Source organism: Streptomyces sp. NPDC050549 (genome assembly GCF_040655035.1).
Lineage (GTDB): Bacteria > Actinomycetota > Actinomycetes > Streptomycetales > Streptomycetaceae > Streptomyces.
In genome coordinates this window covers 114,881-135,528 of record NZ_JBFAJD010000026.1, presented here as the reverse complement: position 1 = coordinate 135,528, position 20,648 = coordinate 114,881, and the positions used below count along the sequence as shown (strand labels likewise).

Here is a 20,648-nt window from a genome sequence, read left to right as displayed (position 1 = left end):
ACCAGGAGTTGACCCTCGACATCGTCAGCGGCTCCGGCGGCAACGCCTACCTCAGCCCCGGAGTGTCGTACGACGCGATCGAACTCCTGCCCTGAACAGCCGGGTCGGCCCAATTGAAGGGTGAAGTGACCCCCGAGGTCCGACACTTCCGTCTTATGCCGCGAGGTCGAGGCGTTTCCGACAGCGGGTCCGTGCCTGATGCGGGGTCAGGTAGCCGATGGTCGAGTGGATCCGCTCTCGGTTGCAATACTGCGCGATCCATCCGAATACGTCCCGCCGCGCGCAGCACCGTGCCGTCACGCATCCGCGCCGGAACGTCGACCTCGATCTGGATCTCCGCCATGCACTGCTCCCTGGGTCAGCGGTCCCGGGGTCAGGCCACTGCGTTCAACAGGTCGGCCAGCACGTCGGGTCGTTCCAGGGCGATGAAGTGGCCTGCCTTGGGGACCTGGGTGAAGTCGGCGGCCGGAAGCAGTTGCTTGTCGGCTTCCCGGTCCGAGAGGCGGGACCAGTCCTTTTCGCCGTAGACGAGGTGGACGGGCGCCTTGATCTCGGGGTAGCGCGGGCGGGCTGCGATGAGGCTGGGCAGGGACTGGTACACGGCCCGGGCCACGGTCGGGTAGCCGGGGCGGCGGCCCACCTGCAGGAGCTCGTCCACGTAGTCCTCGCGCAGCGCGCGCTTGTCGCCGAGGCCGCCCTGAAGGATCTTGCGCAGGGCGGGCTTGGGCTCGACCCCGGCGATCACGGGACCCACGCCGGGCGCGAGGACACCGCTGACCACCACGCGGGCGAGAAGGCTCGACCTGGCGATGCCGCCGCGGAAGTCGTAGGTGTTCACCGCGACGACGCGTCGTACCCGCTCCGGGAGATCGGCCGCGGCGGTCAGGGCGAGCACCGCACCCATGGACTCCCCGACCAACGTCACGTCGTTCAGGTCGAGTTCGGTCAGCACTCGCTCGACACCCGCACGCATCGCGGGCTCGTCGTACGACGCCCCGGGCACGATCTCGGAGTAGCCCATCCCCGGCAGGTCGAGGGCGTACACGGTGTACCGGTCCGCGATCAGCGGGATGAGGTGGCGGAAGTGCTCGGCCTGAGTGCGCACGGTGTGCAGCAGAACGAGGGGGGCACCGGTCCCCGCCTTGAGGTAGCGCAGCGTTCCCTCACGGCCGCGGGATCCCGCGCGCGGGGCGAGGGTGTGGCTGGTGGTCCCCGGAATGTGAATCGTGGGACGTGACTCCTGGCTGGGCATCTCGCCGACTCCTTGCGTGTGAGGGGGTAACCAAAACGGTCATGACTCTTCCCGGAGAATGAGAAACCGATCGGTTTCCATCACGGTAAACCGATCGGTTTCAACGCGCAAGCCCAACAGGCTCCGGCTTCACCGGGGCGTTCCGTACCCGTGGACACCTGGAACGACGAGCTCTCCACCAGCACGCCCACCAAGACCGCGAACACCACGCCGACACCGAAGTGCCTCACGGCCGGCACGTCGCCCGCCCCGCCTCACACCGATCGCCGCCAGTGGCACGCACAGCGGCACCGAGCCGAGCGCGTCCAGGGTGTCGCCGTAGATCGCCGACCCGCTGGCCGAGCACGCCCGGGCGTCCCGCCGTCTTGGCGGTACGGCGCAAGGCGTCGGCGCCGGCATGGACTCCCCATCGGCGGAACTGCCGTGCCGTGACGCCGGGCAACAAGTCGCTCACCGGGGCGGCGCCGGCGGCCTGCGCGGACTTCGACGCTGTCGGGGCAGTCCCGGGCCATTGGCGACCCGTTCACTTGCACCTGGGAAACCGATCTGTTTTCCTGAGTGGAAACAGATCGGTTTCCGACTGACGGTCGGCCCATGACCAGCGACTAAGGGGAAAAGTGAGTACCACCTTCGACCGCGGGGCGCCCGCCTCCGGGAAAACAGACTCGGGCCGCCGCGGCTCACATGCCGTGCGCTGGTGGGTGCTCGTCGTGCTGGGCGTGGCGCAGCTCATGGTCACGCTCGATGCGACCGTCGTGAACATCGCACTGCCCGAGGCGCAGCACGACCTCGGTTTCAGCGACGGCAGCCGGCAGTGGGTCATCACGGGGTACGCCCTGGCGTTCGGCAGCCTGCTGCTGCTCGGGGGCCGACTCGGTGACCTGTTCGGCCGACGTACGACCTTCGTGACCGGCCTGATCGGTTTCGCGACCGCATCCGTCGTCGGCGGCGCGGCCACCAGCTTCGACATACTCGTCGCGGCACGCGTGGCCCAGGGCCTCTTCGCCGCACTGCTCGCGCCCGCGGCGCTCTCCTTGCTCAGCGTGACCTTCACCGACCCGGCCGAGAGGCCGAAGGCGTTCGGCATCTTCAGTGCGTTGTCCGGTGCGGGCGCCGCGATCGGACTCCTGCTCGGCGGCATGCTCACCGAATGGGCGTCGTGGCGCTGGGTGATGTACGTGAACGTCGTTTTCGCGGGCGTCGCGCTGGTCGGCGCGTTGCTGTTGCTGGCCAAGCCCGCGGTCACCGAGCGACCCAGGATCGACATTCCCGGCACCGTCGTGGTGAGCGCCGCGCTGTTCGGCATCGTCTACGGGTTCGCGCACGTCGAATCCACCAGTTGGACCGACCCGGTCGCCCTCGGCTCCATGATCAGCGGCGTGGTGCTGCTCGCGGTGTTCGCCTGGCTGGAGTCCAGGGTCGCGCATCCGCTGCTGCCGCTGCGAGTCGTGCTGGACCGGACCCGAGGTGGTTCGTTCCTGGCCGTGTTCGTTCTGGGCATGGGGATGTTCTCGATCTTCCTGTTCCTGACCTACTACCTGGAGGCCAGCATCGGCTACTCGCCGATCGAGGCCGGCCTGTCCTTCCTGCCGATGGTCGGCGGCATCGTCGCCGCGTCGACCACGGTGCCTTCGCTCCTGCTGCCCAAGGTCGGCCCGAAGGTCGTGGTCAGCGCTGGCTTCCTGGTCTCCGCATCCGGTATGGCCCTGCTGACCCGGCTCACGCTGGACAGCGCCTACGTCGCCGACATCATGCCGGGCATGATCCTGCTGGGTCTCGGTATCGGTGGGGTGATGACCACCGCGTTCCAGGGTGCGACCGCAGGCGTGCACCACGAGGACGCGGGCGTCGCCTCGGCGCTGATCAACACCAGCCAGCAGGTGGGCGGCTCGATCAGCACGGCGCTGCTGACCACCGTCGCCTCGTCGGCCGCGACCGACTACCTGTCCTCGCACAAGCCGGGCGCACTGACCGTGGCCCAGGCCGGGGTCGAGAGCTACACGGCCACCCTGGCGTGGGGCGCCGGGATCTTCGTGGTCGGTGCAGTGCTCTCGGCGTTCCTGATGCCGAATTCAGCTCTGGCGCCGTCGGAGGGCGAGCCTGTGATCGCCCACTGAGGCCGAATCCACCGTGGTAAGAAATGTCCTGCGCCGGTTGGTGCCCTCCGGGCACGAATCAGCGCAGGAACACAGGGGCCCTCAGAGATGGTCCCGTGTGTTGCGGCTTCAGCGAACCGATCACCGCCGGTAGCGGGCGCCCATGAGGTGGGCTGAATGTGCGGGGCCGACGGCCACGTGGGCCATCGTGGGTGCCACCGGGTGCAGTCGCGCCCCCATCGAGGGGCCGCCCGGCTTCTACCGCTTCCTCGCAGCACCCACCCGTAAACCGATCGGTTTCCAACGGACCGGAATCGAGTTAACCTCGGGATATGACCACCGAAGCAATGCCAGGTTCCCGAGAGCGACTGCTGGAGGCAGCGGCCACACTCACCTACCGAGACGGCGTCAACATCGGCGTCGACGCGCTGTGCAAGGCGGCGGGGGTGTCCAAGCGCTCCATGTACAAGCTGTTCGAGACCAAAGGCGAACTGCTGGCGGCAAGCCTGGAGGAAGGCGCCTCCGTCTATGTGACGACACTCCTTCCCGCGGCGGACGACAACCGCCCACCCCGCGAACGGATCCTGCACGTCTTCGAACAGGCGGAGGCACAGGCGGGTGCACCCGACTTCCAGGGCTGCCGGTACCTCGTCGTACAGATCGAGCTCAAGGACCCGAGCCACCCCGCGAGCCGGGTGGCCCGTCAAGTCAAGGAGAACCTGACAGCCTTCTTCCGCGCCGAGGCCGAACAGGGCGGGGCGAGCGACCCGGACCTGCTGGCCCGTCAGCTGATCCTGGTCTTCGACGGCGCCAGCGCCCGTGCAGGAATCAAGGCCGACACGCAGGCCGGGCTCACCACACCCACCGTGGCCGCCCTGCTCGATGCGGCGGACATGCGCTGACGTGCACTGACGTGCGCCGACGTGCGCTGACACATCGCGTGCCGAGCAGCCGCGGCGAGCGATGCGCTCGACGAGTCGCAGCCACCCCGCTCCCGGCGATCGGGCAACTCCCATGGGGCCCACGCCAGTTGCCAGCCGAGGGCCGGCACCCCGGCCCGATGCGCGGGCCGAGCCCCTATCGCCCGACGATCGATCGCCAACGCCCGCGAGGAGCCTGATCGACAGTCCGAAGGAGAGGCTTGCCGCTGGGGCTTGCGCGCGAAAACCGATCGGTTTACGGTGGTGAAACTGATCGGTTTCTCGCCGTGCGGGCGAGTCTCGCACCCGTATCCCCAGGAGCACGGATGACTGCCGCGCGTGACGCCGAGGGGCAACCCACTCATCCCCCGCTTCCGGCGAAGCTGGCGGCCCACCCGTCGGTACAGGCCGTACTCGCCCGGCGCAGGACCGGCGCCTCGGGTCGCCCGCCCGCGGTGATCGACACGGCTTGGCTGCGTGAGCTGTGCCTGGCGGCCGGGGCGGACGACGCTGCCGCGGTGAGCCTGGACCACCCCGATCTGGCCGGCGAACGCGAGTACGCGCAGTCGGCGCTGCCCGGCACCCGCACCCTGATCGCGATGGCGGTCCGGATGAACCGCGACAACTGCCGCTCCCCCGCCCGCAGCGTGGCCAACCAGGAGTTCCACCAGACCGACGAACAGGCCAACCACGCCGCCCGCAGCGTCACCCGGGCGCTCCAGGACGCCGGATACCGTGCGCTCAATCCGTCCGTCGGCTTCCCCCAGGAGATGGACCGCTTCCCCCGCGAGCGGATCTGGGTGGTGGCGCACAAGACGGTCGCGGTGGCCGCCGGACTCGGCGTGATGGGCCTGCACCGCAACGTCATCCACCCGAAGTTCGGCAGCTTCGTCCTGCTGGTCACCGTGCTGGTGGACGCCGAAGTGAGCGAGTACGGGCAGGCGCTGGACTACAACCCGTGCATCGACTGCAAGTTGTGCGTCGCAGCCTGCCCGGTCGGCGCCATCGCCAAGGACGGCGCCTTCGACGCGCTGGCCTGCACCACGCACAACTACCGCGAGTTCATGAGCGGGTTCACCGACTGGGCGCAGACCGTGGCCGACAGCGAGGACGCCGCCGACTACCGCTCCCGGGTCGGCGATTCCGAGAGCGCCTCCATGTGGCAGAGCCTGAGCTCTCCGCCCGGCTACAAGTCCGGCTACTGCCTCGCCGTCTGCCCCGCCGGCGAGGAGGTACTGGGCCCGTACCTGGACGACCGCAAGGCGTTCATGGACACCGTGCTGCGCCCGCTCCAGGACAAGAAGGAAACCCTGTACGTCCTGCCGGGCTCCCACGCGCAGGAGTACGCCCGGCGCCGCTTCCCCCACAAGCCCGCCAAGGAAGTCACCGGCGGCTGGCGTCCCCCGGCGAGGCGTTCCGCGTCCACCGGCCGAGAGACACGTACGTCATGAGCGTGAGCGGCGGTCACCCCTTTTACGACCGCAAGGGACTGCACCGCGTCCCCGCGGGGACGAAGCCGGAGGAGGCCGCCGCACGGGCATGACGGCAGGTCACCCAGGACGGGTCACTACTCGCGGTGGCCCCGGTGTGCGTCGCCCTGACGGGGACGGCAGGCGCGCACACCATCACGGCTCGGCGACGGCCCTTCCCCCCAGGCCGTCGCCGAGCCCCCGTCGGGAACCTCCGGAAACCGATCGGTTTTCATTTCGTCCGCTCCGGGTTAACCTCACGGCATGAGCACCGAAGTGAAACTGAGCCCCAGGGAGCGCCTGCTGGAGGCGGCGGCCACGCTCACCTACCAAGACGGCGTCAGCATCGGAGTCGAGGCGCTGTGCAAGGCGGCGGGGGTGTCCAAGCGCTCCATGTATCAGCTATTCGACAGCAAGGACGACCTCCTGGCAGCGAGCCTGACGGAGCGCGCCTCCGCCTACGCGGCAACCCTCCTGCCTGCGACGGACGACGGCCGGTCGCCCCGCGAGCGGATCCTGCACGTTTTCGAACAGGTGGAATCGCAGGCAGGGGCGCCCGAGTTCCGGGGATGTCGGTATCTGGCGGTGCAGGTCGAGCTCAAGGACCAGAGTCACCCGGCGAGCCGCGTGGCTCACCAGGTCAAGGCGAATCTGACGGCCTTCTTCCGGACCGAGGCCGAGCAGGGCGGGGCGGGCGATCCCGATCTGCTGGCCCGGCAGCTCAGCCTGGTCTTCGACGGCGCGAGCGCCCGCGCGGGAATTCAGGCCGACAACCTGACCGGGCTCGTCACACCCACCGTGACCACCCTGCTCGACGCGGCAGGCGTGCGCTGACGCATCCCCGTTCGGAACACCCCCTCACCTCCCGGCGTCCACGGGAAGCCCGATGGCCGTGAGCGTGTTGCCGAGCATGCCGCAGGCGAAGAAGCCTGCGGTCTTCTCGGAATCAGCACCCAGCGACAGGTGCACGGCTTCCCAGACACCCATCCAGCCGGCCCGGACGACTTCACCGATCAGGTCGTCGCCCTGCGCCACGGTGACATATCCCTGCATCTGCATCAGGAGCGTTTCGGGGTACGCCGAGATCAGCTGCGCATAGGCGTCCGCCATCGCCTGCCGGGCTCGCTCGCCTCCCTCCAACCCGTCGGCCGCCCTCTCGAAAGCCAAGCGAGTGTCTTCCGCGCTCCGCACCAGAGCGGCGACGAAGATCGCCTTCTTGTCCGGGAAAAGCCGGAAGAGATAAGGCTGCGTGACACCGACCCGCTCGGCGATCGCAGCCGTGGTGGTGCCGCGGTAGCCGGCGATCGCGAACTCGGCGATCGCCGCGCGAATGACGCTCTCGCGCCGCTCCTGCGCACCGATTCGACCCATGGCGGCATTCTCCCTGCTTGAACTTGCATGCGAAAACCGATCGGTTTACTCTAACGGAAACTGATCGGTTTCGACTGAGTGCGGGAGTCCAGGATGATGACAGATCGGCCGGTGGCACTCGTGACGGGTGCGTCATCCGGCATCGGGAAGGAAACCGCGCTCGCCCTCGTCGCAGCCGGATTCAACGTGGTCGGCACAAGCCGTGACACCTCACGCGTCACCCCGCTCGACGGCGTGACGTTCCTCGGACTCGACGTGACCGTCGACGCCTCGGCCGCCGCGGCGGTCCAGGAAGTGAGCGAGCGGTTCGGGCGGATCGACGTCCTGGTCAACAACGCCGGCGTCGGCACGATGGGGGCGGCGGAGGAAACCTCCGTCGAGCAAGCCCGATCCCTCTTCGACACCAACGTCTTCGGGGTCATGCGCATGGTGAACGAGGTCCTGCCGCACATGCGCGCCCAGCGACGCGGGCGCATCATCAACATCTCGTCCGTGCTCGGGTTCCTGCCCCAGCCCTACATGGCCGCCTACGCCGCCTCCAAGCACGCGATCGAGGGCTACACCGAGTCCCTGGACCACGAGGTCCGTGACCACGGCGTCCGGGCCCTCATCATCGAACCCGCCTACACCAGGACCGGGTTCGAGGCCAACAGCGCGAAACCCGTCACCGCCCTGCACGCGTACGCGCAGCAGCGGCAGATCGTCGACCGCGTGATGGCGGAGGCGGTCAGGAACGGCGACGCCCCCGGCATCGTCGCCCAGGCGATCGTCGCGGCGGCGACCGACCCGAAGCCGAAGCCCCGCTACACCGCCGGTCCCCTGGCCGGACGCGCACGCATACTGCGCCGCCTCGCTCCCGCCGCGGTCTTCGACAAGCGGATCCGCAAGATGAACCAGCTGGCCGGCTGACGCACAGGCGCCGCCCGGGCTTTCCGCACAGCCGCGCCACCACCGGCCGACGCAGGATTCTCCACCGAGCCGCCGGTCCGCCCACCACCAGCTCGGGAAAGCAAAAGGGCCCGCCGACTCCGTCGGCGGGCCCTCACGAAAGATCGAGGCTAAGGCTTGAGAACCGCCAGTACATCGTCGAGCGAAACGTCGGTGGGGTCACTCATATCGGAACCATCGAACGTCTGCCAGATATAGGACGCCGTCCCGCTCTCCCGCAGCGGATGCAGGTCAGCCAATTATTTCTCCAGGTCGACCACGTCAAACATATTCAGGGCGTAAAATTTCTCCTTCTCCGAATTCACACCCATTGCCAATACCCTCTCCGGTGAGTTGTGGTCGGTGGCGGGGCCAGGGGCCCCGCCGGGGACCCTGTCTACTTGGCGAGCTGGGGGTACAGCCCTGCGAGGTCGCCGGCCAGGCCCGCCTTGACCTGCCGGGAGATGTCGTCGGCGAGCACCTCGTAAGCGCCGGTCTCGACGCCGTCGAGGGCGAGGGAGGCGACGTCACGGGGGTCGGACTTGGGCGCCTCTACGCCGGCCGCGAGGTCCGTGTCCACGTATCCCACATGCAGTCCGGTGACGGCGATGCCGCGCGGCTGAAGCTCCAGGCGCAGGGAGTTGGTCTGCGACCACAGGGCGGCCTTGGAGGCACTGTAGGAGCCGCCGAGGGCCAGCCAGGAAAGCACGGAGTGCACGTTCAGGACGTGGCCGCCACCATTGCGCTCGATGACCGGCACGAAGGCCCGGGCGACCAGAAGCGGGCCGTAGAAGTTCGCCTCGAACTCCCGGCGTATGTCGTCGATCGAGGAGTCGAGAAAGGACGCGCCGACCGAGGCACCGGCATTGTTGATCAGCACGGTCACGTCCTGCGCCTGCGCGGCGGCGGCCGCCACGGAGGCCGGGTCGGTGACCTCCAGCGCCACCGGGACCGCGTCGGGGTGCGTCACACTGTGCGGATCGCGGGCCGTGGCGTAGACCTTGCCGGCACCGCGCACGTACAGCTCTTCCACGAGCGCCTTGCCTATGCCGCGGCTGCCGCCGGTGACGAAGACGTTCGCGCCCTTCAAAACAGTCATGACTCTCCCCAAAGAATGTGAAACCGATCAGTTTCCAGAAGAGTAAACCGATCGGTTTTCTGGCGCAAGCTCAAGGGGCAATCCGAACCCCGCCGCATCGGCGTGTGCAGGTGGCCGTCGTCACCGGTGCCAGCAGGGGGATCGGGCCGGCGGTCGTGCGGGCGCTGGTCGCGGAGGGGGGCACGGTCCATGCCGGCGCCCGGCACTCCTCGGCCGGGTTGGAGGAACTGGCCGCGACGGGGAGCGTGCGGGTCGTACCGGTCGGCCTGGGCGAGGCGTCGGGACCCGCGCGGCTCGTCGAGGCCGCGGGCGACCGGATCGACATCCTCGTCAACAACGTGGGATCGGCTCCGGCCCGCACCGGTCGCACAGCATCCGCCGCAGTACCCGCAGTACCTTTGTTTATTGTCTGGTCCAATTCGGGGGTGGTGCGCCCTCCGCGTCCCCTGACCTGCGTCACGGAGTGTTCGCCCGCATGCGAAGTCGCTTACGCAAAAGGGTAGTTGCGCCCAACGTGGTTCTCTCAGCCGACGGCGACTGTCCGCCGGTGGATCGGGCCCGTGCCTTTGCTGAGCGGCAGTCCCGTGCCTCGGCGGGTGTGGGCGATGATCTCCGCGGTGATGGGGCAGCATGCGCCGGCTGGTGTCCAGCGCGTTCAGGTGCTGGACGTTGAGCTCAGGACCGCCGACGCTGCACAGCAGCGCGGGCAAAGGACCGAGGTGTCACCGGCTCCAGTGCCTCGCCTGCCGTCGGCCACCCACCGTGGCCAAGCGGTCAGTAGATCGTCCGGGCCGTGGGCGGCATCGACGCCCGGGCAGTCGACTCCGCTGCGCGAGACCGTCACGACGGGAACAGGTGCACCACCTGGCGGGACGCCACCGTCGTTTCCGACGCACGTGGCGGACCTTGACCGGTCGGCAGTACCGAGCTCCCCGGCCCGGGATTACCACCGGACACGGGACCGGGTCGAAGGCTCTGGCGTGACGACAGCGCTGTCCGTCGTACCGCCGCCATGGCCGGAGCAACGCGCTTCCCGGGCGGTGCGCCGACCCCGGATCCGGCCGACAGCAATCCGGACTCATTGGCAGCGCGGTCACCTCCGGGCGTTCCGGGGAGGGGACCTGTGCCTGATACCCACGGATTTTTTCGGACGTACGGTGCATCCGCCGGCCTGCGCCTGTGCGAAGAGGCTGTGGAGACGGCCGACTCCGAACCGAACGTCCGTACGACCGCGAGGCCGTCCCCGGTCGTACGGAAAGCCACTCGCGGGTATCGCGTCGGGGGGGGTGGCCGAGCGGCAGCGGAACAGGGCGGCGCAGGCTTCACCGGCCCGTCGGGCCGCGTCGCCCAGGCGGGCACGGGCACGGGCACGGTCACCTCGTTGCGGAAATGATCGGGCGACGAGGCAACGGCGTCGGAGCAAGCGCGTGGAGGCATGATCGTGAGCGCGGACGGACAGCGGAACACGACCGACGTCGCGGACGGACACGGCGGGCGCGGGCCCGAGTGGCGACGGTCGAACCCACGGTGTGATGCCAGTGGCCACAACGGCGGGGCATCGCATGCCCACCGCCCGCCACCGGCGTGGCCTCGGCCCGCACGGCGACCGCGCGGACTTCCGGTTCAGGGGTGATCCGTCGCTGCGCGCCCGACGGCTTGGTCTCCTGACGGCGAGGTGGTCGTTCGTCGCCCGCCCTCCTGCCGTCGCCGTCTGCCGCCACCTGCGTTTTCATCGCGGTCGGGACCAATCCCCGGCCCGCACAGGATCGGATTACGTCCGGAGATGTCCCAACCACGGAGGGCGTTGTGAAAGAAGCCGTACATATCGGCAGAAACCCATCGACGGAGCCGGACCTGGAAGAGCTGGTGGGCCGCGTGGCCCTGGGGGACGAGCCTGCGTTCGCTTCTGTCTACGACGCCGTCGTGAACCCGGTTCTGGGCGTCGTACGTGCCGTGCTGCGCGATCAGGCACAGTCCGAGGAAGTGGCCCAGGAGGTTCTGGTGGAGGTGTGGCGCACCGCTCCGCGCTACCGTTCCGACCGCGGGACGGCGATCAACTGGATCCTCACCCTCGCCCACCGCCGGGCGGTGGACCGCGTCCGGCACGTGGAAGCCGTGGCCGCCCGGGACCACAAGGCCGCGCTGCTGGAGCACACTCCCGAGTACGACGAGGTGACCGAGCAGGTCGAGGCACGGCTGGAGCGGGAACAGGTGCGGCGCTGTCTGCGCACGCTGACCGAGATCCAGCGCCAGGCGGTCACCCTGGCCTATTACCGCGGACTGACCTATCGCCAGGTCGCGGAGTCCCTCGCCCTCCCTCTGGGCACCGTCAAAACCCGTCTGCGCGACGGACTCATCCGGCTGCGCGACTGCCTGGGGGTGACCGCATGACCACCGCCGAACTGCACCGCATGACCGGCGCCTACGCCCTTCACGCCCTGTCCGACGAGGAACGCGACGCCTTCGAGCGGCATCTGGCCGACTGCGAGCCCTGTGCTCAGGAGGCCGCCGAGCTGTGCGCCACCGCGGCCCGCCTGGGTCTCGCCGTCTCTGTGACGCCTCGGCGGGAGATGCGCGAGCAGGTGCTGCGCCGCATCACGACCGTCCGTCAGGACTCCCCCGGCGAGCCGACGCCGATTCGTTCGGGCCGTGCGCGACTGCGGGCCCGGCTGCTGTCGCGGTGGACGCTGGCCGCCTGCCTCGCGGCCGCTGCCGCGCTCGGCGGCACCACGGTGTGGCAGCACCAGCGGGCCGAGGACGCGCTCGGCCGGGCGCGCCGGGCCGAGCAGGGAACAGCGCAGATCAGCGCGGTGCTCACCGCACCGGACGCCAGGACCGGGGTCGCGAAGCTGGCCGGCGGTGCCACCGGCACCGTGGTTGTCTCGCACGAGCGGGACCAGGCGGTGTTCCTCGCCGCCGGGATGGCGCATCCGCCGACGGGCAAGGTCTACCAGCTGTGGTTCGACGACGGGGGCACCATGCGCTCCGCCGGTCTGATGGACCCCGGACTCAGCGACCAGGCCGTCCTGCTGCGGGGGGCCGTGGACGGGGCTTCGGGCATGGGTGTCACCGTCGAGCCCGCGGGCGGCTCGAAACAGCCCACCACCAGCCCGCTGGCCCTGGTAAAGCTCCCCGCCTGAGAAGGTGTGGCCCCGCCAAGGGCGGGGCCACCACACCTCAGCGGGGCGGGCGCGGGAAGAAGCCGCTGGTGCGGGCCGCGTACTGGGCGTATCCGGGCCGCTGGGCCATGTGCCGCTCCAGCAGACGCTTCCCACTGCCCCAGATCAGCAGACAGCTCATCACCAGCGGCGACACGACCGTCAGGGCGGCGACCTCGGCGGAGTCGCAGGCGATCAGGTACAGCCCCCACCAGACGCAGAAGTCACCGAAGTAGTTGGGGTGACGGGTGTAGCGCCACAGTCCCTGGTCCATGATCCGGCCTTTGTGGGCCGGATCTGCCTTGAAGCGGGCGAGTTGGGCGTCTCCGACCGCCTCGAAGCACACACCGAGTACCACGAGTGCCGTGCCGGCGGCGGCGAACGCCGTCAGGGGACCGGGCACGTACTGCGCGGCCTGGACCGGCAGCGACACCAGCCACACCAGCGCGCCCTGGAGGAGGTAGACCATGCGCAGGGCGTACAGGTTCCGGCTGCCGGGGGCCTTGCCGAGCAGTTGGTCGTAGCGCGGATCCTCGCCGTGGCCACGGCCGCGCCGGGCGATGTGCCCGGCCAGCCGCAGGCCCCACAGTGCCGTGAGCGCGGTGACCAGGTAGCGACGGCCCGGATCGCCCTCGCCGGCGGAAGCCGCGCAGCTCGCGACGGCGACCGCGGTGAAGGCGATTCCCCAGGCGATGTCGACGATCCGGTGCAGACCACGCCGTACGGCGATCGCGAACGTCACCAGCATGACGGCGAGCGAGGCCGCTGCGGCCCATCCCAGATTCACCGCGAAGGCGCCCCATGCGAAGCCGCTCACCGCTGGTCCGGTCCCGCGTACCAGTCCCGGGGCGTCGCGGGCATCCCGGCATCCCCGCCGGGTGCCGGCCGCACGCTCAGGATCTGGTCCACTCCCATCCGCCGTTCCTCGAACGCCAGGGCCCCGCCGACCAGGTACAGCCGCCACACCCGGGCCGTCTCCTCGCCGACGAGCCGGACGAAGTCGGCCCAGCGGTCCTCAAGGGTGCGGTGCCAGGCGGCGACCGTACGGACGTAGTGTTCGCGCAGCGATTCGGTCGAGCGGACCTCCAGCCCGGCCTCCTCCAGCAGGGCGACGGTCTCCCCGAGCGGGCGCATGTGCATGTCGGGGGCGATGTACGCCTCGATGAACGCGCCGCCGCCGGGCGCCTTCGTCCCGCGGGACATCTGCTGCACGAGCACGCGTCCCCGCGGCCGGACCAGGCGGTGCAGGGCGGCGGCGAACGCCGGGTACTCGGCGTCCCCGACGTGCTCGCCCATCTCGACGGTGGCGACGGCGTCGTAGGCACCGCCCGTGATGTCGCGGTAGTCCTGGCACACCACCTCGACCAGGTCCTCCAGACCGCGCTCGGCGACCTGTTCGCGGACGTGGGCGGCCTGTTCCCTGGCCAGGGTGACGGCGGTGACCTGCGCCTTGTGCCGCTGTGCCGCGTAGAGCGTGAGCGAACCCCAGCCGCAGCCGATGTCCAGCAGCCGGGCGCCGGGCGTGAGAGCGAGCTTGCGGCAGATCAGCTCCAGCTTGGCGCGCTGGGCGTCGGCCGGGGTGAGGTCCGGTTCGTCGCCGGTCCAGTAGCCGCACGAGTACGCCATGGTCTCGTCGAGGAGGAGGCGGTAGAAGTCGTTGGAGAGGTCGTAGTGGTGGCTGATGGCGGCCCGGTCGCGGGCCTTGCTGTGCAGACCGCCGCGCAGCCGTGCCTGAGAGGCGGGGGCGGGCGGCCTTGGTCCGGCCGCGCCCAGCAGCGCGGCGGTTGTGGTGGCGCGGGCCAGGTCGGCGAGGCCGAGCCGTGGCGGGTGCAGACCGCGTTCCCGGGCGGCTGTCCACATGGTGCGCAGCCCCTCCGCGAGGTCTCCGTCCACGTCGATCTCGCCGGTGACGTACGCCTGTGCCAGGCCCAGCTCTCCGGGCTGCCACAGCAGGCGGCGCAGGGCGCGCCGGGAGCGGACCACGACGGCAGGTCCCTCTGTCGGGCCCGCCTCGCTGCCGTCCCAGGCCCGCAGCCGCACCGGGAGAGGCCCGCCCAGCGCGGTCTCGGCGAGCGCGGCGAGGCGCTGGGCGGCGCCGGTCCGAACAGTCTGGATGGTGTTCATCGGGCGGGGTTCTCCTTGGTGAACAGGTACTGCTGGACGTCGAGGTATCCGGAGCGGAACCCGGCCTCGGAGTAGGCGAGGTAGAGGGTCCACATGCGGCGGAAGGTGTCGTCGAAGCCGAGGGCTGCCACCTCGTCGGCCCGCTCGGTGAAGCGTTCGCGCCACAGCCGCAGCGTCTCGGCGTAGTGCGCTCCGTAGCCGTCCCGGCGCGCGGTCCGCAGGCGGGTGTGGCCGTTCACCGCCTCGGCCACCGCCTCGACGGAGGGCAGCAGACCGCCGGGGAAGATGTACTTCTGGATCCAGGTGAAGGTGTCCCGGCTGGCCAGCATCCGCTCGTGCGGCATGGTGATGGCCTGCACGGCGGCACGTCCTCCGGGGGCCAGCCGCTCGTCGAGGGTGCGGAAGTAGTCGGGCCAGAACTCGGCGCCGACGGCCTCGATCATCTCCACGCTCACGACCGCGTCGTACGTGCCGCGGACCTCGCGGTAGTCGCACAGGTCGATACGGACCCGGTCGGAAAGGCCCGCCGCGGCGACCCGTTCGAGGGCGAGGTCGCGCTGTTCGCCGGAGAGGGTGAGCGTGGTGACACGGGCGCCGCGCGCGGCGGCGCGGATCGCGAGTTCACCCCAGCCGGTGCCGATCTCCAGCACCCTGCTGCCCGCCCCGACCCCGGCGAGGTCCAGCAACCGGTCGATCTTGCGGTGCTGGGCCGCGGCCAGCAGCTCCCAGTCCGCGGGCAGGGCGCGGAACAGGGCCGAGGAGTAGGTGAGGGTGTCGTCGAGGAAGAGGGCGAAAAGTTCGTTGGACAGGTCGTAGTGGCGGCTGATGTTGGTCCGCGCGCCGTCGGGGGTGTTGCGCTGGGCGTGCGGCCGGCGCAGCGCCCAGAGCCCGCGCAGCCGCTGCAGCGGGGCCGGAATCAAGGTGGCCGCGTTGTGGGCCAGCACCGCGAGGACGGCGACCAGGTCGGGGGCGTCCCACTCGCCGGCCATGTACGACTCGCCGAAGCCGATCAGGCCCTGGCCGCCGATGCGGCCGTGGAACGCCGCCGGGTCGTGGATCTCCAGCAGGGGGCCGCCCTGCCCGCAGCTGGTGCCGTCGGCGAACCGCACGCGCAGCGGCAGGCGTTCGAAGGTACGGCGCAGCACGGCCGCGGTGACAGCCCTGCGGGCGAGGGATGTGGTCGGCGGTGCGGCAACGTCGGGCCAGCGGGCCGGGTCGACGGCTACGGGTGTGGACGGCGGGGCCGACGGCCGTACGGCGGGACGGTGTTCGGCGGTCGTCATGACGCGTTCTCCGGGGTGCGGTGGTGGGGGCGGGGCTGGACGGGCAGCCCTCGCAGGTACAGGCGGACGCCGTGCACGCGGACGGCGGCGGACACGGCGAGGGTCGAGAACGGGTGCCGCACGGCCAGCCGCAGCAGCGTGAACGGTGTGACGTCGTGGCGGCTCCCGCGAACGGTCGCGGTGAAGGACCTGGCGTCGGCGCGTTCCAGGTGCACGGTCAGGTCGAGCCGCTCGCCGGGGCGGGGCAGGCGCATGCGGTAGCGGCCGTCGACGGGGAAGAACGGCGAGACGTAGAACTTCTTGTCGGCGCGTGCCGTGCCCGTCTCATCGGGAAACAGCAGGTAGCTGTGGCGTTCGCCGTAGGTGTTGTGGACTTCGGCGACCACGCACCGCGGGGTGCCGTCGGGGTCGTGGCACCAGTACAGGGTCAGTGGGTTGAACACATGGCCGAACACGCGGGCGTGGGCCAGCATGACGACCGGGCCGCCCGCCAGGTCCACGCCGTGCGTGGCGAGGAAGGCGTCGAGTCCGGCGCGCACGGACGGCTGGTCCCCGCCGAAGTGGTCGCGCGCGTCGAAGCGGGCCAACGGCCGTAGCAGAAGCGGGAGTTGGGGCGGACTGTCGAGGTCGATCAGCCACATGTACGTGCGGTGGCGCAGCCCGTGGCGGACCGGTGCGGTCCGTACGTGGCTGATCGCACACCGGTAGAGGGCCGGCGGGGCACTCACCAGCGCACTCCCAGCACCGCGGCGGCCAGGGCTCCGGAGCGGCAGCCGTCCTCGTGGAAACCCCAGCCGTGGTAGGCCCCGGCGTAGGCGGTCACGGCGGTGTTCAACTCGGGCAGTCGTGCCTGCGCGGCGACCGACTCCGGGGTGTAGACCGGGTGTTCGTACACCATCCGGGCGAGCACCCGCCCCGGGTCCACACGGTCCTGCCCGCCCAGCGTGACGACATACGTCTCGGGCGCGTCGAGGCGCTGGAGCCGGTTCATGTCGTAGCTGACCCGCACCTGGTCGGAGCCCGTCGAGCAGGCCGGCATCAGGTAGTTCCAGGAGGCGCGGGCCCCCCGGGCGCGCGGAAGCAGGCTGGTGTCGGTGTGCAGGAGCGTGGTGTTGCGGGAGTAGCGAAAGGCTCCGAGGACCTCCTTCTCCAGCGGCGTGGCGTCGGCCAGCAGACGGACCGCCTGGTCGGGGTGGGTGGCGACGACGACACCGTCGTACGACTGCGTGGTGCCGTCGTGCGTGGTGATGTCGACGCCGTCCGGGTGCCGGCGCACGGCGCGCACCGGAGCCGCGAGGCGCACCGCGTCGAGACAGGCGGCGACCCGGTCGACGTAGGTGCGCGAACCGCCCGTGACGGTGCGCCAGGTCGGTGCTCCGGTCACGGAGAGCATCCCGTGGTGCTCCAGGAAGCGGAACAGGTAGGCGGCGGGGTAGCGCTGGGCGGTGACGGCGTCGCAGGACCACACCGCCGACACGAGCGGGGTCATGAAGTGGGCGCGGAAGTAGGCCGAGAAGCCCTCCCGGTCGAGGAACGCTCCCAGGGTGCGGGGACTCTCGGGCTCCTTCTCGAGCAGGCGGCGCGCGGCGCGGTGGAAGGCGGGCACCTCGGCAAGCATGCGCAGATAGGAGCCGCGCAGCGCGTTCCGCGGCCGGGTGAACAGCCCCGCAGGGCCACGGGCACCCGCGTACTCCAGCCCGCATCCCCCGCACCGCACCGACATGCTCATCTCCGACTCCTGCGTGGCGACGCCGAGTTCGTCGAAGAGGCGCAGCAGCCGCGGGTAGGTGCGCCGGTTGTGCACGATGAACCCGGAGTCGACGCGCCGGGTCACGCCGTCGCCGGAGGTCAGTTCGTGGGTGTGGGCGTGCCCGCCGAGCCGGTCGTCCGCCTCGTACAGAGTGACGTGGCGGTCGCGGCTCAGAACGTACGCGGCGGTCAGCCCCGCGACCCCACTGCCCACGACGGCGACGCTCCGCCCCCCGCGTGCGCCGCCGCCGGCCCCCCGCCGTTCCCACGGTCCGCTCCCTGACACACGCGACATCGCTTCTCCTTCCGGTCGCCGCGGACACTCGTCTCGCGCGTAATCCGAAGCCGCCACGGGAGCGGATTGGCCAAATGGCCGGTCTTCCGTCGAACCGGTGAGGAACACCCGACGCGACCTGAGCCGTGTCATTCGTCGCGGCCCCCGGGCGCAATCGGGATCCGCCGTGATCACACGACATGGCTGCCGGTTGTCATACGGTCGTGACGGTCAGCCCTCTGCCCCAGCACCCCATGCCGTCCCACCCGCGCCGCCGGGACGGAAAGGCGCCTCTGCCCGCACCCGAGGAGCGCGCCCGGTTGCGTCGCGCGTGGCAGCCCGGCGACGAGCAGGCCGCCGCGGCGTCCGGCGTGACCACGGCGACGGCGCGCTCCTGGGAAAACGCCGGATCAACGCCGGTGCGTGGCGCCGGACGAGGACGGCGAAGGCATCCTCGTCACCCTCCGCCGCCCGGACCGCCAACAGGGCGTCGACCGTGTCGCCCCGGCTGTCGGGTGGTGCGCTCTGCGTGCGGGCCCCCACCACTGGGCGGCTCCTCTCGTCCGGTCTTCTCAGGGTTGGACACTGCTGCGCCGCCCTCGTTACGCATGACTTCCGGGAGCGGGCGCTCTACGGATGCGCCGAGTCGAGATCGGGCGATGCCGCGCGGCAGGCAGGCCCACGCGGTGTGACCGCGGCGGTCACGCCGCTCGCCCCACGCCCGGCAGAGCGCACCGACCGGCAACAGCCCACGGCCGCCCTGGCTCGGACCGGAGGAGGGGTGCCTCCCCCTCGCGCCGACCAGCTCGATGTCGAAACCCGGACCCATGCCGGATGCCCGGACCCGCACCACCCGACCGTCCGCCTGCCCGCGCAGGGCGCGTGACAGCCGCACCGGCGCCATGCCGTGGTCGTCTGCGCGAGCTTTTCGCGTACGTCGCTGCGCACCGGGCCGGGACCGCCGGCCGACACGCGCGCGAGGCCCACAGCCGAGCGTTCCATGACAGCTCAATGACAGATCGATCCCTTTTGTGCTCACAGGTGATCCGTGCCAGACACGACTGCGGATGGTCGCAGGGCCCAGGTTTCGCGTCGGAAACCCGGTACCCGGTACCACTGCGACGCCGAAATCAGCGAGCGGCCACAAAAGCTCGCCCAGCGGAAGGGAGTGAAATCCGACGTTGCCTTATATCCGTAGCCGGATCGGGCGCGGATTGGTCCGGGAAAAAGGTTCATCCGATCGGGTGGACGACCAATCCGCCGGGCTTTCGGAGCCGGATTCCCCACGTGACCGACGACGAGAAGCAAACGCGACAGCGCCTCACCCGGGCGCGCCCGGCCCTGGGCGCGTGCAGCGGTGTGCTGGCCGGCTTCGCCTCGCTCGGCGTCGCCGAGCTGGTGTCGGCTGCGGTGCGTCCGCAGGCCGGTCCGGTCGTGGCGGTCGGCGGGGCGGCGATCGACCGGACCCCAGCCGCTGTGAAGGACTGGGCGATCCGGCACTTCGGAACCAATGACAAGCTGGTTCTTCAGCTCGGAATTCTCGTGATGCTGGCGTTTTTCGCGCTGGTGCTGGGAATTGTCGCACTGCGTTTTCGGCGCAGTGGCGCTGCCGGTGTTCTGCTCTTCGGAATTGTCGGGGCGGTATCGGCCACCAGTCGGCCGGATTCGACAAGCCTCTCCGACGCGCTGCCCTCCGTGGTGGGCGCGATCGCGGGAGCCGCAGTGCTCTACGTCCTGGTGGGCCGCCTCGCCCGGCGGGTTCCGTCCGCGGAATCCGTTCAGGGCGAGGCGGAAGGCCCGCCTTCCGGCGCCGGGTGGGACCGCCGCGGCTTCGTGATCGCTGCGACGGCCGCTGCCGCCGCGTCCGCCGGGGCCGGCGTGATCGGCCGGACACTGAACGGGGCGAGCGGCCAGAACGCGGTCGCGTCACGCAACAAGGTCGTCCTGCCCCGTCCCGCCTCCGCGGCCGCCGCCGTTCCCAGGGGTGCCCAGCTGCGGATTCCCGGGATCAGCCCCTTCACCACGCCGAACGGTGACTTCTACCGCGTGGACACCGCCCTTGTGGTGCCCAAGGTCAACGCCACGACCTGGGCACTGCGCATCCACGGCAAGGGCGTCACCCGGCCTGTCACCCTCACCTTCGACGACCTGCTGCGGCGCGAACTGATCGAGCGCGACATCACGCTCACCTGCGTGTCGAACGAGGTCGGCGGCCCCTACGTCGGCAACGCCCGCTGGATCGGCGTACGACTGGGCGATCTGCTGGCCGAGTGCGGGGTGAAGCCGCCGTCGAAGGGCGGGACCGCCGACCAGTTGGTGGCCCGTTCCGTGGACGGGATGACGATCGGCAGCCCGGTCGAGGACGTGATGGACGGCCGTGACGCGCTGCTCGCCCTCGGCATGAACGGCGAACCGCTGCCCTTCGCCCACGGTTTCCCGGTCCGCATGGTCGTGCCCGGCCTGTACGGCTTCGTCTCCGCCTGCAAGTGGATCAGGGACATCGAGCTCACCACCTTCGACTCCTACGACCCCTACTGGGTCAAGCGCGGCTGGGCCCGGAAGGCTCCCATCAAGACCGAGTCGCGGATCGACACCCCCAAGCCGTTCGCCCGGCCCAAGACCGGCATGGTCATGGTCGGCGGGGTCGCGTGGGCCCAGCACCGCGGCATCGACAAGGTCGAGGTCCGCGTCGACGACGGCCCCTGGCAGGCGGCCCGGCTGGCCGCCGAGGACACCCGCGACACCTGGCGCCAGTGGTCCTTCCCCTGGCAGGCCACCAAGGGCGGCCACACCCTCACCGTCCGCGCCACCGACCGCACCGGCCAGGTGCAGACCGAGAAACGGACCCAGACCATCCCCGACGGTGCCAGCGGATGGCACTCCGTGGTCGTCACCGTCGACTGACCCCACAAGCCACTCTTCCCCT

17 protein-coding genes and 1 pseudogene are annotated in these 20,648 nt (G+C 70.4%); 9 read left to right on the top strand and 9 right to left on the bottom strand.

Going from position 1 to position 20,648, the window contains the following annotated elements:
• Nucleotides 1-373: 373 nt before the first annotated feature.
• Nucleotides 374-1,252 (bottom strand): alpha/beta hydrolase, encoded by an 879-nt coding sequence (locus tag AB0I51_RS31900; RefSeq protein ID WP_362981123.1) that lies wholly within the window; start codon nt 1,250-1,252, stop codon nt 374-376.
• Between the two features lie 617 nt (nt 1,253-1,869).
• Here AB0I51_RS31900 and AB0I51_RS31895 point away from each other — a divergent pair.
• The 4 genes from AB0I51_RS31895 to AB0I51_RS31880 all read left to right on the top strand — a co-directional run bounded on the left by AB0I51_RS31895 (nt 1,870) and on the right by AB0I51_RS31880 (nt 6,571).
• A complete protein-coding gene (locus AB0I51_RS31895) occupies nt 1,870-3,369 on the top strand; it encodes an MFS transporter (RefSeq protein WP_362981121.1) in 1,500 nt (499 codons plus the stop codon).
• 311 nt (nt 3,370-3,680) lie between these two features.
• A complete protein-coding gene (locus AB0I51_RS31890; RefSeq protein WP_362981119.1) occupies nt 3,681-4,250 on the top strand; it encodes a TetR/AcrR family transcriptional regulator in 570 nt (189 codons plus the stop codon).
• Between the two features lie 344 nt (nt 4,251-4,594).
• On the top strand, nt 4,595-5,719 hold the full coding sequence (locus AB0I51_RS31885; RefSeq protein ID WP_362981117.1) for a 4Fe-4S binding protein: 1,125 nt from the start codon (nt 4,595-4,597) through the stop codon (nt 5,717-5,719).
• Between the two features lie 282 nt (nt 5,720-6,001).
• A complete protein-coding gene (locus AB0I51_RS31880) occupies nt 6,002-6,571 on the top strand; it encodes a TetR/AcrR family transcriptional regulator (protein WP_362981115.1) in 570 nt (189 codons plus the stop codon).
• A 24-nt stretch (nt 6,572-6,595) separates the two neighbouring features.
• Here AB0I51_RS31880 and AB0I51_RS31875 read toward each other — a convergent pair whose 3' ends face one another.
• Nucleotides 6,596-7,108: a TetR/AcrR family transcriptional regulator gene (locus tag AB0I51_RS31875; RefSeq protein WP_362981113.1), complete on the bottom strand. Its 513-nt coding sequence runs from the start codon at nt 7,106-7,108 to the stop codon at nt 6,596-6,598.
• Nucleotides 7,109-7,201: 93 nt separating this feature from the next.
• Between AB0I51_RS31875 and AB0I51_RS31870 the strand changes: the two genes are divergently transcribed.
• Entirely contained in the window at nt 7,202-8,017 is an 816-nt protein-coding gene (locus AB0I51_RS31870) for an oxidoreductase (protein ID WP_362981111.1), read from the top strand.
• A 415-nt stretch (nt 8,018-8,432) separates the two neighbouring features.
• On the opposite strand, the gene AB0I51_RS31865 is transcribed toward AB0I51_RS31870, so the two are convergent.
• A complete protein-coding gene (locus tag AB0I51_RS31865; RefSeq protein WP_362981109.1) occupies nt 8,433-9,134 on the bottom strand; it encodes an SDR family oxidoreductase in 702 nt (233 codons plus the stop codon).
• Nucleotides 9,135-9,151: 17 nt separating this feature from the next.
• On the opposite strand from AB0I51_RS31865, the gene AB0I51_RS31860 reads away from it, so the two are divergent.
• The 3 genes from AB0I51_RS31860 to AB0I51_RS31850 all read left to right on the top strand — a co-directional run bounded on the left by AB0I51_RS31860 (nt 9,152) and on the right by AB0I51_RS31850 (nt 12,274).
• Entirely contained in the window at nt 9,152-9,637 is a 486-nt protein-coding gene (locus AB0I51_RS31860) for an SDR family NAD(P)-dependent oxidoreductase (protein WP_362981107.1), read from the top strand.
• Between the two features lie 1,303 nt (nt 9,638-10,940).
• Nucleotides 10,941-11,525 carry a sigma-70 family RNA polymerase sigma factor gene (locus AB0I51_RS31855; RefSeq protein WP_362981105.1) on the top strand — a complete coding sequence of 195 codons (585 nt, stop codon included), beginning with the start codon at nt 10,941-10,943 and terminating at the stop codon, nt 11,523-11,525.
• Nucleotides 11,522-12,274: an anti-sigma factor gene (locus AB0I51_RS31850; RefSeq protein WP_362981103.1), complete on the top strand. Its 753-nt coding sequence runs from the start codon at nt 11,522-11,524 to the stop codon at nt 12,272-12,274. The genes AB0I51_RS31855 and AB0I51_RS31850 overlap by 4 nt, the downstream gene beginning before the upstream one ends.
• A gap of 37 nt (nt 12,275-12,311) precedes the next feature.
• Here the strand turns inward: AB0I51_RS31850 and AB0I51_RS31845 are convergent, their stop codons facing one another.
• From AB0I51_RS31845 to AB0I51_RS31820, 6 genes and pseudogenes are all read right to left on the bottom strand, one after another.
• Nucleotides 12,312-13,109 carry a DUF1295 domain-containing protein gene (locus AB0I51_RS31845; protein ID WP_362981101.1) on the bottom strand — a complete coding sequence of 266 codons (798 nt, stop codon included), beginning with the start codon at nt 13,107-13,109 and terminating at the stop codon, nt 12,312-12,314.
• The gene (locus AB0I51_RS31840) at nt 13,106-14,416 is read right to left on the bottom strand and encodes a cyclopropane-fatty-acyl-phospholipid synthase family protein (protein WP_362981099.1); all 1,311 of its coding nucleotides are present in this window, start codon (nt 14,414-14,416) and stop codon (nt 13,106-13,108) included. The genes AB0I51_RS31845 and AB0I51_RS31840 overlap by 4 nt, the downstream gene beginning before the upstream one ends.
• Entirely contained in the window at nt 14,413-15,699 is a 1,287-nt protein-coding gene (locus AB0I51_RS31835) for a class I SAM-dependent methyltransferase (protein ID WP_362981097.1), read from the bottom strand. The genes AB0I51_RS31840 and AB0I51_RS31835 overlap by 4 nt, the downstream gene beginning before the upstream one ends.
• Nucleotides 15,696-16,427, bottom strand: a complete 732-nt coding sequence (locus AB0I51_RS31830; RefSeq protein ID WP_362981095.1) for a DUF1365 domain-containing protein — start codon at nt 16,425-16,427, stop codon at nt 15,696-15,698. Before AB0I51_RS31830 ends, AB0I51_RS31835 begins: the two co-directional genes overlap by 4 nt.
• Nucleotides 16,424-17,662 (bottom strand): FAD-dependent oxidoreductase, encoded by a 1,239-nt coding sequence (locus tag AB0I51_RS31825; RefSeq protein ID WP_362981093.1) that lies wholly within the window; start codon nt 17,660-17,662, stop codon nt 16,424-16,426. The genes AB0I51_RS31830 and AB0I51_RS31825 overlap by 4 nt, the downstream gene beginning before the upstream one ends.
• A gap of 465 nt (nt 17,663-18,127) precedes the next feature.
• Nucleotides 18,128-18,268 (bottom strand): annotated as a pseudogene (locus AB0I51_RS31820) (RNA polymerase subunit sigma-70); the annotation flags it as partial.
• Between the two features lie 741 nt (nt 18,269-19,009).
• Here AB0I51_RS31820 and AB0I51_RS31815 point away from each other — a divergent pair.
• The gene (locus AB0I51_RS31815; protein WP_362981091.1) at nt 19,010-20,626 is read left to right on the top strand and encodes a molybdopterin-dependent oxidoreductase; all 1,617 of its coding nucleotides are present in this window, start codon (nt 19,010-19,012) and stop codon (nt 20,624-20,626) included.
• Nucleotides 20,627-20,648: the final 22 nt, after the last annotated feature.

What these genes read in the sequence shown, in the direction of transcription:
- AB0I51_RS31880 (WP_362981115.1), top strand. Translation starts at nt 6,002, where the DNA reads ATGAGCACCGAAGTGAAACTGAGCCCCAGGGAGCGCCTGCTGGAGGCG.
- AB0I51_RS31835 (WP_362981097.1), bottom strand. Translation starts at nt 15,699, where the DNA reads ATGACGACCGCCGAACACCGTCCCGCCGTACGGCCGTCGGCCCCGCCG.
- AB0I51_RS31850 (WP_362981103.1), top strand. Translation starts at nt 11,522, where the DNA reads ATGACCACCGCCGAACTGCACCGCATGACCGGCGCCTACGCCCTTCAC.
- AB0I51_RS31840 (WP_362981099.1), bottom strand. Translation starts at nt 14,416, where the DNA reads ATGAACACCATCCAGACTGTTCGGACCGGCGCCGCCCAGCGCCTCGCC.
- AB0I51_RS31865 (WP_362981109.1), bottom strand. Translation starts at nt 9,134, where the DNA reads ATGACTGTTTTGAAGGGCGCGAACGTCTTCGTCACCGGCGGCAGCCGC.
- AB0I51_RS31885 (WP_362981117.1), top strand. Translation starts at nt 4,595, where the DNA reads ATGACTGCCGCGCGTGACGCCGAGGGGCAACCCACTCATCCCCCGCTT.
- AB0I51_RS31870 (WP_362981111.1), top strand. Translation starts at nt 7,202, where the DNA reads ATGATGACAGATCGGCCGGTGGCACTCGTGACGGGTGCGTCATCCGGC.
- AB0I51_RS31900 (WP_362981123.1), bottom strand. Translation starts at nt 1,252, where the DNA reads ATGCCCAGCCAGGAGTCACGTCCCACGATTCACATTCCGGGGACCACC.
- AB0I51_RS31890 (WP_362981119.1), top strand. Translation starts at nt 3,681, where the DNA reads ATGACCACCGAAGCAATGCCAGGTTCCCGAGAGCGACTGCTGGAGGCA.
- AB0I51_RS31875 (WP_362981113.1), bottom strand. Translation starts at nt 7,108, where the DNA reads ATGGGTCGAATCGGTGCGCAGGAGCGGCGCGAGAGCGTCATTCGCGCG.